This is a genomic window from Xenorhabdus sp. TH1, from assembly GCF_037260955.1.
In the GTDB taxonomy this organism is placed as follows: domain Bacteria; phylum Pseudomonadota; class Gammaproteobacteria; order Enterobacterales; family Enterobacteriaceae; genus Xenorhabdus; species Xenorhabdus griffiniae.
Genome location: NZ_CP147734.1, coordinates 2,840,134 through 2,856,831, shown reverse-complemented (window position 1 = coordinate 2,856,831; position 16,698 = coordinate 2,840,134). Strand labels below are relative to the sequence as shown.

Here is a 16,698-nt window from a genome sequence, read left to right as displayed (position 1 = left end):
TTTAGGGGAGCAATATTTGGCTTCTTCAGAGAAATAGAATGCCTCTCTCAATGAGGCGTTCTGGTATGTAGCTGTCTAACTGTAAGTGTCTGCAAAACTCCTCAAATTGCTGGAGTGAATGAACGTTCGCTTTTTGATAGATGTTATAAACTCTATTTTCTATCGTTTTGTGGCTAACGTTGTATATTTGGGCAATTTCCTTATTTGAGCGTCTTTGCAGCATGAAGAAGATAATATCCAGCTCACCACGAGTAAACAGGTCTGTGGTTGCTTCTGTAGTGAGTATGCTGGGTTTGTGGCGATTAATGTATTTTAAGGGAGAGAAGCTACTTAACGGTTTAGCATTCCAAACTATTCCAATACACTCTTTTTCATCGTTATACACGGGAAATTTTTCACTGATGAAAGGGGCCAAACTGTTTTTTCCGTACCAATAATGTGTTTCGATAATGGAAACTCTATCTTTTGCTTCCTCAGTTCTCCGATCATGCTCTTTGAGATCTTGTGAAAATTCGTCATCGGACCAATCAGTTGGAAATTCACAGTCTAACTTACCTTCAATGTCAAAATATTCTGGTGTGTTGGTGTAAAGATAAGCTGCTTTATTCATATAGATATGCCTGGAATCCAGATCCTTAATACCCCAAGGATCGCTGAGATGTTCCATCATGGCAATTAGTCCCTTGAAATAGGGTTCATTATTTTTATAGGATAAACTCATCTCTATCTCAAATAATTGTTAGTTTATTCATTGTAAATAAGGACGTTTGTATTTATTTTTCTACTTGTATTGACTCGATATTCATCAAGGTTAATTTTCCAAGGTAATTGGAAAATTGAAATTTAAGATATCGGTGAAAGCCATATTTTATCTATTTTTATCTGCTTTTATGCTATTTATTATCTATTTTTGCTAGTCTATTCAAAGATATAATTTACTCAATTAATATTTTCTATATAAAATAATTACATCTAAGAAAAAACCATTATCACTTTTACCGTTAAATAACAAGAGTGTTTTTCACCCTTTCCTCCCCTTATAAAAAGCGTTTAGTCTAAAAAATCATATAAATTAACTAGTTATATATTTTTCTGGGCGTTAGTATGTATAAGAAGCAAAAAGTGGAACACCTGAGAAAAAACTTGCAATATTTACTCGATTCCAGAGGAGAGACAAGAGTATCGCTCTGTGAGCAAACAGGTCTTAATCGTACAACTATTTATAATATCTTAGAAGATAGGGTTCAAAACGTTCACTCTTCCACAATACAGAAAATCTCTAATTTCTTTGGCGTATCATATAGTGAAATAGAATCAACTGATATCGCAGAAAAAGAGCGTTTGGATGGGATCGTTTCTTATGAGGGGAACATGAATCCCTGTGCTGTTCCATTATTTATGCAATCTGAATGTGTTACTCCCGAATTTCTGGACGGTAAGATAGGTTCCCTGATTGTTGGAAGGCAGCTGACTTATTATTTTGGCACAGGGCCTAATATTGTTGCCGTTTTACTTGAGGATGATTTATCAGGTCAACATAATTCAGGTGATTTATTAATAATCAGGAGAGGTAACTACCAGGGTAACAATCCAAAACTATGTTTCGATCCAAAACAGCAGCAGTTTCATATCAAAGAATCGAATAGAGAGAGTTTGGATAATTGGATAGTTATTGGAGACATAATGGAAGAAAGGTTCGGATATAGAGAAAACTTCCTTATCACATAGATGTATCATATGAATATTTATACAACTTAGAGGTTAATAGCCATACTGTATGTGAGGTAAATAATACTCTTGGTTTTCGCTTTGCTATTGACAACAGATATATCACGTTATTAAGGAATATCATAAAGTTAAATTTATTTGTTTGTTTTTTTGTTTACTCATCATTAAATAATGACACACTTATTCATCCCTAAAATCAACATTTGTTTTTTTATATGTTGATTTTGATATTTGTCTGGTGTATTAATTTCATTATCAAAACATAAGATAAAATTTATATTTTGTTTAGATGTTAAAGTAGGAAGATACTTCTCCTTCTACGCAGACAAATTATTTTCATTATTTTGAATTAAAATGTTACTCGCCCACACCAGGGCAATTTTAGTTCGTTTTTTGAACTATAAACATAGTAGCCAGTCTCTTAATCGAAGAGATCTGATTAAGAGACTGGAACTATCGTCAAGCTAATATGCTACAAGCTAACGTAGCAAAACTTTACGCCAGAGGCAGGTAAATATCAGTGACAGCTTCGGCTTCAGTCACTGTTGGGAACAACTTTACTCGTTCAAAAAATAGTGGGAAATCCCGAACTTCCTGATTATGCTCTGATAACCAATTTCTATATAAGTAATTGACTATGGGGGTGATTCCCTCATCTGAGCCCGTGTATCTAACATAAGCATATTTTCCTGATGGAATGGTTTTTAATGCAATTTTTTCGTTCTTAACCTCAAACTTTGGCGAGATCTCTACACACAAATCAAACTGATACTCTTGTGGTTCAACGTTTGCAGGATCTGCATAAACAAAATTAAAAGTTCGGTGACGCTCTGGGGATAATTTATTGCTTATTCTCCACGCCTTGAACTCTCTAATTGTATTACCAATATTTGAGGGTGAGCCTTTGTGTTCCATTACTGCCACGGTGGTTTCTGGAAAATTGACGATTTTTACTTCAACAGGAGATAATTTCTCACTCATCATTTTAGTCCTAATATTATTTATGATTTGGTAGTGGGTATGCCAGACAGACCAATCAGGTTTTTTTCTGAATTCAATAGGACTTTGACCAACCGAACTTTTGAACGCCCTGGAGAATGCTTCAGGACTTTCATATCCACATGCAAGAGCAATATCTATGACTGAATTATCGTTGTACGCTAATTCATAAATAGCTCTTTTCAATCGAATTTGCCTGATATATGCAGCAACACCAATACCGTAAGTTGCGGAAAACAATCTGTGAAAGTGATATTTAGAACAAGCTGCAATGTTACTCAAACTTTCTCCATCCATATGTGTATCGATATGTTCATCAATGTAATGAAGAAGGGCATCCAATCGTTGTTTAATCATCGTCATATATCCAACCTATCTGGTACAAGGCGATGTTATTTAGTTTCCTGTAGCAGAACATGATGATTATTGCTGAGTTATACCAATCCAACTTCAAGATGCGTGTAATTTCTCCCCGCGAAGCGGGGAGAAATCAGGTTTCATATCGTGTTGTCAATTGCAACTTATATAGATACAAAACAGGCAGAAATAAAAAACAATCCAATAACAAATATTGCTATTTTAATTTAAGTAATTGATTTTAATGGTGATTATTTTTCTGGATTGATGTTGGTAATAATTATAGTATTTGTAATTATCATTATTTGTGATCATACCTTTTAGTTATTTTAACTATGAAAAAATTTTTCCACAGCCATACAGATATCCTTAGTTAATGTGGATTAACCATCCTATTAATATGCTTTTTTCCAATAACATGAGAATGGAATCACATGATGGGTACTACGATTGATAAGGACAATATATCTACCGATACGTTGTCTTCTGCCCTTAACTGTTGCCGATTATTGTTGCAGTTGATTAAAGGTGAAGCTCAAGAAACGCCTTCTTTGTCCTCTGATAGCAAGCTGAAATTTGCAGTAAAAGAATACGGTAAAGTACATAATGTTGATATGGCATTATGCCGTTTAAAATTCCATAAGCTAACACCAAAACAGTTACCTTTGGCTTTTCGGGACAAACAGGGAGGGTTTGTTGTATTAGTACGCCTCTCTCCTAATCAGGCGCTGATCCAGTCTCCTTATTCTGCTTCACCTGAAGTGCTTCCTATTGATGAACTTGAAGCCAGGTGGAGTTGTGAAGTGATCCAGTTGCGGGAGGGTTGCCACAGGTTCGATGTTTCCTGGTTTATTCCTGCCTTTATTCATCACCGTCACCTCCTCGGTGAGGTGCTGATTTTCTCCCTGATGCTGCAACTACTCGCGCTTGTGGCTCCTTTGCTTTTCCAGGTAGTGATGGATAAGGTGTTGGTACACAGGGCATTGTCCACCCTGGATGTGCTGGTGATCGTGTTAATAGTGGTAGGGGTGTTCGAAGTGATACTTCGAGGGTTACGTGAATACCTGTTTGCGCATACCGCTAACCGTATCGATATTACCTTGGGCGTTAAACTCTTCCGGCATTTGCTGGGTTTGCCTCTGCTCTACTTCAAACACCGTCAGGTAGGCTCTATTATCACTCGGGTGCAAGAGCTTGATAGTATTCGTGACTTTTTGACTGGCTCTATGCTGACCTTATGTGTAGATGTTGCCTTCACTTTTGTTTTCTTTGGAGTCATGGCCTGGCTGTCATGGCCTCTGACTTGCGTGGTACTGGCGTTATTGCCTCTCTATTTCTTGCTGGCCTGGTTGAGTTCAAAACCGCTGCAACGACGGATTGAACAGCAGTTCCAGACTGCGGCCTGCAATACTTCTTTTTTGAACGAATCCGTTAGCGGTGTCGAAACCATCAAGAGTCTGGCGGTGGAACCTAATATGCAGCGGCGTTGGGAGTCTCAGACCGCAAATATGGTTGAAGCCAGTTTCCGTACTCAGGTTCTTAATAGCTTCGTCAGCCACGGGGTGATGTTGCTACAGAAGGTAACGAGTGTCGGGATTATCTGGTTAGGAGCGAACAAGGTTATTGCTCTGGAGCTTACCATTGGTCAGCTAATCGCGTTCAATATGATGGTGTCACACATCAGCCAACCTATCGCTAAGATGATCGACCTGTGGCAGCAATTTGTCCTGACCAGAGTCGCTGTTGACAAACTTGGCGACATGCTCAATCTGCCTGTTGAGCAGGCGCAAGGGGATATTTATCCCCAGACGCCGCTTAACGGTGATTTACAGCTGCGTAATGTGGTGTTCCGTTATCAACCCGATCAAGAGCCTGTACTGAAAGGGATCACTCTGCATATCAAGGCCGGCGAGTCTTTGGGAATAGTTGGTCCTTCCGGCTCAGGGAAAAGCACTCTGGCCCGTCTGCTACAAAGACTTTATGCTCCAGATGGAGGAGAGATCTTGATCGATGGTATTCCTCTGCATCAACTCAATCCTACCTGCCTGCGTAGCCAGATCGGTGTCGTATTGCAGGAGAATTACCTGTTTAACCGCAGTGTGCGCCATAACATTGCACTCAAGGAGCCTACTGCTTCGCTGGAGGAGGTGATAGCTGCTGCCAAATTAGCAGGTGCTCATGATTTTGTCCTCCAGTTGCCTCTGGGTTATGACACTGTGCTGGCTGAAGCAGGTAGTTCTCTGTCTGGAGGGCAGCGCCAACGCATTGCTATCGCTCGGGCGCTGATGGCTAATCCCAAGATTTTGATTTTTGACGAGGCGACAAGCGCCCTTGATGATGAGTCTCAAGCCTTAATCCAGGCTAACATGGCTGAGATTTCCCAGGGACGTACCGTTATCACCATTGCTCACCGCCTGTCTACGGTGCGTGATTGTGATCGCATCATCACGGTAGAACAGGGCCAGATCACTGAATCGGGCAGCCATCACCAGTTGCTGGCTAAGGGCGGTTGCTACGCCAGACTGTGGCAGTTGCAACAGGAATTGCGGCAGGAGGTGGTGTGATGTCGTTCAAGCATCTGAAAACCGCACTTTTGGCTTGGCGTCAGGAACGTTATGCACCCAAGGCACCAAAGCGTACCCGTGACGAGTACGAGTTTCAGCCTGGCTATCTGGAGATCATTGAACGTCCTCCAGCACCTTGGGCAAGGCTCACTGCGGGAGCACTGACTCTGTTATTACTAATCGCTTTGATCTGGTCAATTGTTGGTCGGCTGGATATCCATGCCAATGCTGTGGGGAAATTACTTGTATCCAGCAATTCTAAAGTAATTCAACCCCTTGAGACTGGTGAAATTGCAGAGATATTCGTTCGCGATGGACAGAGAGTAAAAGCGGGAGATGTACTTATCAAACTCAACACCTTAGGCGTTGAAGCTGAGTTGAAGGAGTTGCAGGAGCAGCTTAACTTCAAACAGTTGGAACAGGCGAGATTGCAGGCCCTGTTGACCGATGCTCCTATCGAAAATTTCGTGGTTCCGCAAAGTACGCCACCAGCACAGGCCATGCAAGCGAGAGAGCATTTGGCGAGTATCTGGAAAGAAGTGGTTGCCAATCTAAACAGTCTGGATGGCGAAATGAAGGTTAATCAGGCGAACCAGTACGCTCGTCGTGCCGATATCTCCGCATTGGCGGATCTTGCAGCCAATATCAAGGTACGTCTTGAAGCGCACCGGATCCTAGCTGCCAAAAATTTGCTATCAAAAGTTGAGCTACTGGGGCAAGAGAAAGAAAGGCTGGAGGTAGAACGTTCTCTTTCCCAACAACATGCCGAATTGGTTGTCCTTGAAGAGCAATATCAAGGATTGCAGGAAAGCCGAGAGCGCTACCTGGCGAAGATCAACCGCGAATATTATGACCAGTTGAACGCAGCACAGACCGCAATCGCTGTCATGGCGCAGCAGTTAATTAAAACTCGCGAAAAGTTGCGGTTGTATACCCTGCGGGCACCCGTTGATGGGGTGGTGCAGCAATTGGCGATCCACACGTTGGGGGGCGTCGTGCAATCGGCTCAACAACTGATGGTGATCGTCCCTGATGATACTCTGTTTGAAGCCGAAGTGATGGTCTTGAACAAGGATGTGGGATTTGTGCACGCAGGTCAGTCGGTAGAAATTAAGGTCGATGCTTTCCCGTATACCCGCTATGGCACTGTACGGGGCAAGGTGGCTCATATCTCTAAGGATGCAGTTAAGGATGAGCAGCTGGGGCTGGTATTCCCTGCTCGGGTTCGAATGGAGCGAACCTCTATTGCAGTGGATGAGAGTGAAGTCCCATTACAAGCAGGTATGAGTGTTACCGCCGAAATTCGTACCGGGGATAGACGGGTAATTGACTACCTGATCAGTCCGTTGCAACAGTACCAGTCCGAAGCATTGAAGGAACGCTAATGCCAGCTATCGAATCTACCCTATTAGAGCCATCTGGCGGAGACGAGTCTACCGTCGTAGATAGTGGTCTTTTGGCTCTGGCCTACGCCGCCCGCCATTTCAATGTGGCGGTGGAGCCGAAGTTATTGCGTCACCGTCTCGGACACACTCAAGGGCGCACGGACTACCAAGATCTTTGCCGTTGTGCCCGATGGATCGGCTTAAAGGCTCGCTATATCACCACAGAGATGAGCCGTTTCGAACATCTTCCCCTGCCTGTCTTATTGGATACAGAACAGGGATGGTTAGTACTGGAAAGGGTTGAAGGCGAGTTTGTTGTCTTGTATCAGCCAAACTTGGGTAAAGAGAAGCACTATCCCCGGACTCTTCTCGCCGACCATTGGCAAGGCAGGGTTGTGTTACTGGCGGAGGCGGCCGAGCAACCGAAACGACAGAAATTCGGTTTTGGCTGGTTTATACCTTCCATTCGTAAGCATGTCGCCCAGTTCAGAAACGTGCTCCTCGTGTCTTTGATGCTACAGTTGATTGCCTTAGTCACCCCTATGTTGTTCGAGAATGTGATCGATAGGGTGCTGGTCAGCCGCAGTCTGTCAAGTTTACAGGTGCTCGGATTTGCCATGCTTATTTTGGCCGTGTGCGAGCCTGTTTATAGTTTTCTCCGCTCCTGGCTGTTCGCGAACCTTGCCAGTAAAGTCAACGCTGAGCTTTCCAGTCGTCTCTATCAGCACTTAATTGCCCTGCCAATGGACTATTTCCGGCAGCGTCAGACGGGAGAAATCATCGCCAGAGTGCGTGAAATGAGCCAGATACAACAGTTTCTTACCGGTTCAGCACTGACGATGGTACTGGATTTGGCCTTTGTCGGCTTGTTTGTGGCGGTGATGTTCTTCTATGCCCCTGAACTAACATGGCTGGTACTCGGCTCTCTGGTGCTCTATTTCCTGTTCTGGATGATCGTTGGACCTGTGCTGCGTGCCAGGGTGTTGCGGGAATATGAGTTAAGGGCTGACAACACTGCTTTCCTGATCGAATCAGTGACCGGCATTGAAACGATTAAGACCAGTGCGACTGAGGCGGGTTTCGCGCGTCGTTGGGAGCAGCAGCTATCTGCGTTTGTTCGTTCCTCGTTTCGCGCCAAAGTGGTAGGACTCCTCGCCGGACAGGGGATAGGGCTGATCCAGAAACTGACCTCCGCCCTGCTACTGTGGTGGGGAGCTATTATGGTGATGGAGGGAAAACTCAGTTTGGGGGAGCTGGTGGCCTTTAATATGCTATCGGAGCACGTTACCCAACCGATCCTGCGCTTAGCCCAGGTCTGGCAGGACTTTCAACACACGTTAATCTCATTGAACCGGCTCGGTGACATCCTTGATGAAGAGGGAGAAAACGGTAGCGGAGGTCTGGCTTCAATCCCCAAATTACAAGGTGGAGTGAGCTTCAAAGGTGTACGTTTTCGCTATAGCGAGGAAGGTCAGGAAGTATTACGTAACCTCAATATCGAAATTAGACCTGGTGAATTTGTGGGTATTACAGGGCCATCAGGTTCGGGCAAATCCACCCTGACGCGGTTGTTACAGCGCCTTTATATCCCCCAACACGGGCAAGTATTAGTGGATGGGATCGATCTGGCGATTGCAGATCCGGTGGAGCTGCGTCGCAACATGAGTGTCGTACCACAAGAGAGTTTACTGTTTTCAGGCTCGGTGGCAGAAAACATCCGCCAATGTCGGCCGCAAGCCAGTGATGCTGAAGTGATTCAGGTAGCGACTTTGGCTGGGGCAGACGAATTTATTCGCCACCTGCCACAGGGATACAACACTCAGGTGGGTGAGAAGGGCGTGCTTCTGTCTGGTGGACAGCGTCAGCGTATTGCTCTGGCCAGAGCCTTGCTGACTAATCCAGGTATTCTGCTGCTGGATGAGGCCACGAGTGCCTTGGATTATGAATCGGAAGCGGCGGTGATAGCTAACTTGCAGCACATTGCTCAAGGTCGCACTGTGATCAGTGTTGCTCATCGCCTCAATACCTTGCGCCATGCTGATCGAATTTTGGTACTCGATCAGGGGCAAGTCGTTGAGCAGGGCAGCCACGAGCAATTGCTTGCCATGGGCGGACTCTATGCCCGGTTGTGGGCCTTGCAGATGAAAGAAAAAGTAACCCCGTAAAGAGCATCAGTAGGATTTTTTTATAAGGAGAAGTGTTCATGCCCAATAACAGCTACCCATCACTGCTTGCGCCCGCTCAGGCGGTATCCCGCCAGGGCAGTGCTGATATCCAGCAGTTTGCTATCAATCCTGAATTATTTGCAAAATCCAACACTATCAGTGCCGAGACTCTGGTTAGAGCAGGGCGACTTCCGACAGAAGGAAACGCCAAATTGGTGAAAGTTAAGTCAGGCTTATATGAGATTGAATATGCTGATCGAAGCCCGAATGAGATAGCCGGTAGTGATGCTAACAGCGTGCCAGCCTATTTCCTTGGCTATAACGGTGCAAACCAGGCTAATGCGTTGCCGGCCTATGTAGATATTCCTAAGCATCCCATTCCGGGAAGTTTTCTGTTCACGGGATCGTTATCGGGATGTTCACTGGTGGTAACCGACCTTGATGCTGATACTTACCGAGTCTATCACGACGGACGCGTCAACAGTTCGCTGCTCTATGATAACGTGGTCATGGCAGTGGATTTTAAGGATTATCAGGTAGCAAACACCGCTGAAGGTCTCGCCGCGGCCTACATGCAATATGTTGAGGGTAAATGGCAATTGGTGTTCCAACGTCAGGAGTATCAGCGAGAAGGTCAGAATATTTGGCCGACATTGCGTCGTGGTGAGGAACCCATATTAATTCAGGAAGCTGACAGTCAAGCGACTGAGCGTAGCAAGGCCCAATTCGCCACTTATCGTGAGAAGATCCATCAAAAACTGAAAAAGGCTGCTGAGCAGTTTGGTGTGTCAGTTGAAGGGATCTCGGATGGTGTATATGAACAAGGGGAATTTTCTCCTCATCATCCGGCAATTACTGGGTGGCTTAAGTTGCGTGACCAGGTTCAGGCTGCGATCGGAGCAGAAACCCAGCCGTTGGTGGATACCCGCAGTACACTCTATGAAAAGCGAAGAAAAACCAGAGACAGTTCTGAGATTTCTCGGATTGATGAAAAGATAAGGTATATCAATATCACGCTGGATCACTACAAGGAGAAATACGATTCAGTTTTGCGCGAAGTGTTTTCTGTGGAACAAAGCTGGTTGTGGCAGCAGATCAAGTCCAAAAATGGTACAGATGCAGTAGTGCGGATTGATGATACCGCTATTCAAGGTGGGCAGGAACACGATTATAACGTGGGTGAGCGTTATGCTATTGTCGAAGCTTATCAGCGAAGTGGGCCGAGAAGCACTGAATTTTCTGATGGATTACAGAACTTTCAGGATATCACTATTCCAGGTTTTAATGATGGAATGTCAATCCTGGAGATGAAAAAACTGTTTCTTGACAGCCCGCTTACCCCTAAACAACGAGGAGCTTTGAGCGGTCGTATTACCGAAGTTAGTCGGGCTGAATATATCGACAAGGTATTGAAACAGACAGCGGTGTTCAGTGAAGACTTTCAGCGGGCAGGTAGCAGCTTCAGTCGTCTGATACCACAAGATTTCTATCTGTCGTTGGTTGGGGACGCATCTGGTGGCCGCTGTTATCCCTTGGTCAGAGCTATGGCGGTAGCACTCGCCAATGGTGGTGAAACAAGTATCAATAGTCTGGTGGAAAAACTCTTCTTTGCCGCCGCTTCCCCCCAAGCGGGTAGTTCCACACTGCTAAAAAATAGTCTGGCAAGACTGCACTCTAATGTTGAGGCTAGCCAGGCGTCAAAAGTGCTGGAAGAGAAGGTTACCTTGTCTAAGGTGGTTTCTTTGTTGCAGGAAGCGACTGGAACTTCGACGTTCGCTCTCAATACCCAAAACCATGCCATGATGGTGGGGAGCACTGTCGGCGCTAAAGGGCGTCGTTACTATTTCTATGATCCAAATTTCGGGATATTTGCATTCGATAATTCAGCTAATTTTTTACGTGCGATGGAAAAACATTTAGTGAAGCGTGGCCTGGCTGTTCACTATAGCGCGTTTGGTAGCCAGTCTGCACCTACCTTCAATCTGGTGGAGATTGATCCCGTCAAAATGGCAAATGTCCCCGTAGGCAATGGCTTAGATGTTGCCGATTTAACCCGCCCAGACGAACTTGCCACTGTGATAGAACAACGACAGTGGGTCAAGCAAGCAGTCAATGCTCAAGTGAAAATTGCCGAGGATGCTCAGTTACGCACCTCATTGGCTACTCTTGATACCGAACAGTGGGGCGCAAAATTTGATAAGGCCATTACAGCGCTGGCTCAGGAACATAAGCTTGATCATCGTTGGATGCCAGTACTTGGCAGCATTAAGGAACAGGAGGAAGGCCGTTATAGTGTCCAATTCATCAATCGCGATCAGCTTGAGGAGACGCTTTTGGTGAGCAGTAACGATGCCACTGTTTTCGAATTCCGCCGCTTTGTCGATGAACATATACTCACTTTGGGTAAACATTTTGATCTTGAACGCGGCAAGTTACAGTTTAATGGCGTTGGTGGTGAGGTAGCTCCGGTTGATGGGCTGAATGCTGGATTTGCAGTACAGACGCTAATCCAATGGTTTGCCGACAAAAATCGCAATGATGCGGCCCATGAGAATGTTTCGCCTGATCTGGCCACCGCACTCAAAATCCACAGTTACCTTAATTACGCCCAGATGATTCACGCTGGTGTGAACGATGCCACCAACGTTATCGAGTTGGTGCGCACGGCATTACGTGGTGAAGTGGTGGTTGCTGAAACCTCGCTCAATCAGTTTTCTTCAACTCTGGCTCATACCGCTAATGAAGGTATAGGCGTGCTTCTTGGTGGAGCTTTGGTTGGGTTGGATGCCTATGAACTCGCCCATGCCGAAACGGATACACAGAAGGCGGTGTTCGGAACCCAGCTCGCATTCGATTCGGCCAGCTTTGTTACAGGTACTGCCGGGGTGGGTGCGGGGCTGCTTGGTGCTTCAACGGCCTCCGCTGTACTGGGTGGCGCAGGAGTGCTCCTTGGCGGACTCGCCGTGGGCTTTACCGCGTTGGCGCAAGCGTTTGGTGCCGTTGCTGACGATGTTAAAGAGGTGGGTCGTTACTTCGATATGCTCGACAAGGCTTACAAGGGTAATGGCTATCGGTATGACAGCGAGAAGAAGGTGTTGATACCATTAGCCGGCGCTGTGATTAAAACTCTGGATCTGCGCAATAACCAGATTGGCTTTGACAGTCAGTACATTTATCGCACCCATTCAGGCTCTACTGGTTCAGGAGAAATCAATTATTTCTTCTGGGTCGGCGACTTTCCCAAGATGGTTCATGACCGCAGCCAGGCGATCGAGATACGTAGCGGGATCGGCTACAAGGATGCCTCTCATAAACTCGATCACAGTGACAGTAGCGTATTAATCCTGCCGGGGACACCCAAATCCTTTATCAGGTACGAATATATGCAACTTCCTGGTGCAACTACGCGTCATGACACGGGTTTCGATGTCATTCGCAGACTCGAAAAGGATAAACGCTTTGATTATGATTTTTACATTTTCCCGGGTGAGGCGACGATCCGCAGGATCCATCAGGAATATGTAGCAACCCCGATTGAAGTGGTACTCGATCAACGCAACAGGAAACTGATCGTGCCTGAGCTTCCTAAAGAACTGCACGGCTATCTGCATTACGAGATCAAGGGGGCAGGAGGTGAATACCTGATCGGGTTGAATGAAGGCACCAGCGTGAAGCTCATAAGTGACGTCGTGGCTGGCAGTAACCCTGTACCGTCGCGCTGGATCATCGATAGCAGCCAACTCGCCAGTAATACTATCAGCGTCTCGAAGAACCGATTGGTAATTGGTGGTGTTGTGGTCGAACTCGATCCCACTCAGAACGGCCAGATATTGGTAGTCAACGGCAAAAATGAAGTGAGCGAAGTCGATTTTTCCAATTTGACAACACAGGTGATAAGCGAAGATGCGAGCAAGTGGCAAGTGCCCGGCCAGCAAATTGAGCAACACTTAAATGACCTGGCCAAGGCACATCAGTTGCACGGGCAGTATGTGGTAGTGGAGAACTACAATCACAACGGGCATGATGTTGGCCGGGCTTTCTATGATGTCTCCAACAAACGAATGCTGTTCACCGATACGACTCACGAACAAGCTAAACATGCCCAATTGGGTGCAGTAATGGACGACCATGCTTATTTCTACGATGCCGATAATGCGGTGGCATGGCGGGTAGACATTGCCACTGGGCAAGTCAACGCGCAGTTTGAACCATGGTTCAACCAGAATGCAGGCAAGATCAGTCGGCTATGGCAAGAAGGTGATGCGGTCTACCTGGCGCGCCGTTATCAGTTGAAGGAGAGAGAAGCTGAGTTGAGCTACCGGATCACCGGTGACCGCATGGAGTTAGTCAGTGCGGTGGGTGATGATGAGTTACTCCAGCTTTCGGCAAACAGAGATCGGCACGGTGATGCACTTAAGACTGTACTGCGAGGTTACGAGAGCAATAGCACGCAACGTGAGACTTCGGTGTATACACTGGGTGCGCGGCTTATCCAACCGACCAGTGCCGAGCTGGTCACTCTATTCGGTACGGATGCGGCCGGTGTGGCACATCGTTACTGGATACGTAGCGATGGAACACTGATTAAACCGAATCTGGCACCCCCGAAGGAACAGACCTCACACTTTAACGAGGACGAACAGATCCGCAGTGCCTGGCAGCTCCCGGCTGACCTTGTACTAGCGGGAAGCATTTCCCGTCCCGCTGGTACGGAAGTGTTCTTCTTCTACAGTAAAGAGCAGAATGCTTTGTTCCGTCAGGAAGGCCCTGGTCAGGCTGTTCTTGACGCTAATCAACCCACCGCCTTGCGTATCAACACACCACCGTTAGTCAATGTAGTCAACCTGAATGGTAGCCTGCTTGCCATCACTGAGGATGGGCGCGTAGCGCAACTTGATGCATTGGGGCAGCTTAACTACGAAGCAGTTAACGAGCATTGGCTCAAGGGGCGTACCCACTGGTGGCAGGATCTGGCGAGTGTCACAAATGGGGGAACCACTCTGGCGGTATTTGGCGTCAAGGGCAGCGATGGCAAAAGCGTGTTGCCCGTGTGGTATCACAATGGACAAGTGGTCGTGGCTTCAGCAACACTACAGGATAAGCCGCTGCAATTCCTGGGATTCGAAGCTGATGGCACCTCTGCGCGGCTCTTTGCACCTGAAAGTGGTAAATTATATCGCCAACCCGCTATGGCCACGAATGCATTGGCTACTGCCTTTGGTTCTGATCTTGTACTTAATGCTTCGGCACAACTTCCCGTTGCTAGCGAATTGACACCTGAGTTGTCTCTTAAGGCGGCACAACAAGTTGATACGGGAATACGTCTGATCACAGCCAAGGGTGAGATCCTGGTACGAGCTAATACGGGTGAATTGCGGTTAGTTGGCGTTGATAAAGATTGGCACCAGAACAATGCGGCTAATTTATCACAGGCACTCACTGAACTTGCTATCCAATGGCACGCCAAAGGGGTACTGACCTTGCAAAATAACAATATGCAAGACTGGTTTGATATTGGCAGCGGTCAGGTCTTTTCAGGTAATGGCATTCCCGTTTCAGGCAATCTGCGCTTTCTGGGAATCAATGCCAAAAATAAGGCGGCATATGTGTATAACCAGGTGACGCAGGAGTTATACCAGAGCGATAGCAGTGGGGTAAAAATACTCAATAAATCCATTGGAATGGAGCGGATCCAGTCATCCTTATTACTTCAAGGAGGCGAATCCAGTGATAATCTAATGCTGCCGATCATCGATGGTGTCGATAGTCTGGTGCTGTATGGTGGAGCCAATCACGATACCTATCGATTCAGTAAAGAGATGTGGACTCACTACCGTACAGTGATCATCGACAATAACGATCCGAGACAGTCTTTAGATCGTCTGATCTTACCGATAGCCAATCTGAAAAGTGTTCTTGTGAACCGACATGATGATGACTTGATGTTGACCGACTCTGGCACAGGAACAGCATTGGTGGTACGTCAGGTATTTGGTAATCAGGCCAAATCTCATCAACATTTGCATATTAATTTGGAGGGAACTTCGTCGGCGATTAATGTGGCCCATCTAGTCGAGAACATGAGTAAGCAAGGAGATATGTTGATGGAGCTATCCTGGGCCAGCAGGCAACCCAATATTGCCGCTCATGCCGTCACTACTGTTTCAGCGATAGAAAGCCCGAGTCTGGTGAAGTTGAGCGAAGCTATGGCTTCATTCCCTGATATGGGAGGGGCTTACGAGCATTTACGGCAAAATATACAACCGGCTAAGGCCGAACAACCACTTTTGTTGCCTAACTCCAACTCTGTCATAGGATAAGAACGAGAAATAACAGGAGAGGTATTTAGCCTCTCCTGTCTTCTATCAGTGTCTTTAGCTGATCACATCAGAACAATTGATCAGCGTTGCATATCGATCATTTAAAGCAGCCATCGCCGCTTTATGTACGGAATCTGCATCAATTAATGAACCGTCAATATATTTCAAGTCACGGCTGGTGCAAGCATCAGCACAAACAAAGTTTTCATACCCCAACTCTAATGCTTTGATAGCTGTAGCAGTAACACACATATGGCTCATAACATTGTTTATGTATTGAGGCATCAGGTGCTTTTTTAAGCTGCCGAATATGAGAATAGTGTTATTTTTTTATCGAAGATATTAAATTTAGGAAAATATTAATGCATTGATAAATATATGAAACTATATCCAGTATATTTAGCGTTGGATACGGTTTTACAGCTAGATTACGCCTTAGTCCAAAATTACAGTCCACCAATGTTGCTTTTGCATTCAGTAAGATGGTCAAATAGCAGAAAATGAAGCATTGATGCAGGAATGCCTTGCGTATTTCTCAATTATGTTGGCAGAAAGCGGTATCCAATGAAAAAAATAATGCGAATTCCTCCAGTTTGAAGAAAATTAATCATCAATAACCCAAATTGCGGGGTGGGATGTTTATTTCCATTGAGTGACTGTTTATTTTTTTTATGATCTTTTGGCTATAACATACGTGCATTCTATATCAACTGGTTAACTTTCTATGAAAAATAAATTTTATTCTGTATTATTCATAGTGTTAATGTATTTTTTCCCGATTTGAATAAAATAAAGAGTTATTAAAATGTTAGTGAACCTAACGTACAAAGTGCAATAGTTATGTTTTTATTTTCTATGGATTTTCTCAACTTATTTATGGTCTATTAAGTAACCCTTTGGAAATAAAAACTTTATTTATAGGGTTTTTATATAGTTGACATCAATTGATGACACTTCATTAATTTATTCCATTATCAATGAGTTATCGTGAAAAATAAGAGTCCACAAACTTGTATCTCCAATTAATGTTTGATTTTAATATAGAGTGGAATAATGCCATATCCTATATAGACATATGAAATGGATTTAATATTTTATATGACTTCACGAAAGGTCTTACATGGACATCCTCCATTGAAATCCAGTTTTATCAAGTATGGAAATGACTATCAGGCATTTT

At 45.2% G+C, this 16,698-nt stretch carries 8 protein-coding genes; 5 read left to right on the top strand and 3 right to left on the bottom strand.

Going from position 1 to position 16,698, the window contains the following annotated elements:
* Window positions 1–25: 25 nt before the first annotated feature.
* Window positions 26–721: a LuxR C-terminal-related transcriptional regulator gene (locus WDV74_RS12640; protein WP_338883119.1), complete on the bottom strand. Its 696-nt coding sequence runs from the start codon at window positions 719–721 to the stop codon at window positions 26–28.
* 383 nt (window positions 722–1,104) lie between these two features.
* Here WDV74_RS12640 and WDV74_RS12635 point away from each other — a divergent pair, with 383 nt between their 5' ends.
* Entirely contained in the window at window positions 1,105–1,728 is a 624-nt protein-coding gene (locus WDV74_RS12635; RefSeq protein ID WP_338883118.1) for a helix-turn-helix transcriptional regulator, read from the top strand.
* 495 nt (window positions 1,729–2,223) lie between these two features.
* On the opposite strand, the gene WDV74_RS12630 is transcribed toward WDV74_RS12635, so the two are convergent.
* Entirely contained in the window at window positions 2,224–3,090 is an 867-nt protein-coding gene (locus tag WDV74_RS12630; protein WP_338883117.1) for a GyrI-like domain-containing protein, read from the bottom strand.
* Window positions 3,091–3,518: 428 nt separating this feature from the next.
* Here WDV74_RS12630 and WDV74_RS12625 point away from each other — a divergent pair, with 428 nt between their 5' ends.
* Genes WDV74_RS12625 through WDV74_RS12610 form a run of 4 tightly spaced genes read left to right on the top strand, consistent with a single transcriptional unit; the run spans window position 3,519 to window position 15,518 of the window.
* On the top strand, window positions 3,519–5,648 hold the full coding sequence (locus WDV74_RS12625; RefSeq protein WP_338883116.1) for a type I secretion system permease/ATPase: 2,130 nt from the start codon (window positions 3,519–3,521) through the stop codon (window positions 5,646–5,648).
* Window positions 5,648–7,033 carry an HlyD family type I secretion periplasmic adaptor subunit gene (locus WDV74_RS12620; RefSeq protein WP_338883115.1) on the top strand — a complete coding sequence of 462 codons (1,386 nt, stop codon included), beginning with the start codon at window positions 5,648–5,650 and terminating at the stop codon, window positions 7,031–7,033. Before WDV74_RS12625 ends, WDV74_RS12620 begins: the two co-directional genes overlap by 1 nt.
* The gene (locus WDV74_RS12615) at window positions 7,033–9,198 is read left to right on the top strand and encodes a type I secretion system permease/ATPase (protein WP_338883114.1); all 2,166 of its coding nucleotides are present in this window, start codon (window positions 7,033–7,035) and stop codon (window positions 9,196–9,198) included. The genes WDV74_RS12620 and WDV74_RS12615 overlap by 1 nt, the downstream gene beginning before the upstream one ends.
* 38 nt (window positions 9,199–9,236) lie before the next feature.
* Window positions 9,237–15,518: a TcdA/TcdB pore-forming domain-containing protein gene (locus WDV74_RS12610; protein ID WP_338883113.1), complete on the top strand. Its 6,282-nt coding sequence runs from the start codon at window positions 9,237–9,239 to the stop codon at window positions 15,516–15,518.
* 54 nt (window positions 15,519–15,572) lie between these two features.
* Here the strand turns inward: WDV74_RS12610 and WDV74_RS12605 are convergent, their stop codons facing one another.
* Window positions 15,573–15,779, bottom strand: a complete 207-nt coding sequence (locus WDV74_RS12605; RefSeq protein WP_338883112.1) for an isochorismatase family protein — start codon at window positions 15,777–15,779, stop codon at window positions 15,573–15,575.
* Window positions 15,780–16,698 lie beyond the last annotated feature (919 nt).

Excerpts from the sequence above, each read along its gene's own strand:
- WDV74_RS12640 (WP_338883119.1), bottom strand. The coding sequence starts at position 721 with ATGAGTTTATCCTATAAAAATAATGAACCCTATTTCAAGGGACTAATT.
- WDV74_RS12635 (WP_338883118.1), top strand. The coding sequence starts at position 1,105 with ATGTATAAGAAGCAAAAAGTGGAACACCTGAGAAAAAACTTGCAATAT.
- WDV74_RS12630 (WP_338883117.1), bottom strand. The coding sequence starts at position 3,090 with ATGACGATGATTAAACAACGATTGGATGCCCTTCTTCATTACATTGAT.
- WDV74_RS12625 (WP_338883116.1), top strand. The coding sequence starts at position 3,519 with ATGATGGGTACTACGATTGATAAGGACAATATATCTACCGATACGTTG.
- WDV74_RS12620 (WP_338883115.1), top strand. The coding sequence starts at position 5,648 with ATGTCGTTCAAGCATCTGAAAACCGCACTTTTGGCTTGGCGTCAGGAA.
- WDV74_RS12615 (WP_338883114.1), top strand. The coding sequence starts at position 7,033 with ATGCCAGCTATCGAATCTACCCTATTAGAGCCATCTGGCGGAGACGAG.
- WDV74_RS12610 (WP_338883113.1), top strand. The coding sequence starts at position 9,237 with ATGCCCAATAACAGCTACCCATCACTGCTTGCGCCCGCTCAGGCGGTA.
- WDV74_RS12605 (WP_338883112.1), bottom strand. The coding sequence starts at position 15,779 with ATGAGCCATATGTGTGTTACTGCTACAGCTATCAAAGCATTAGAGTTG.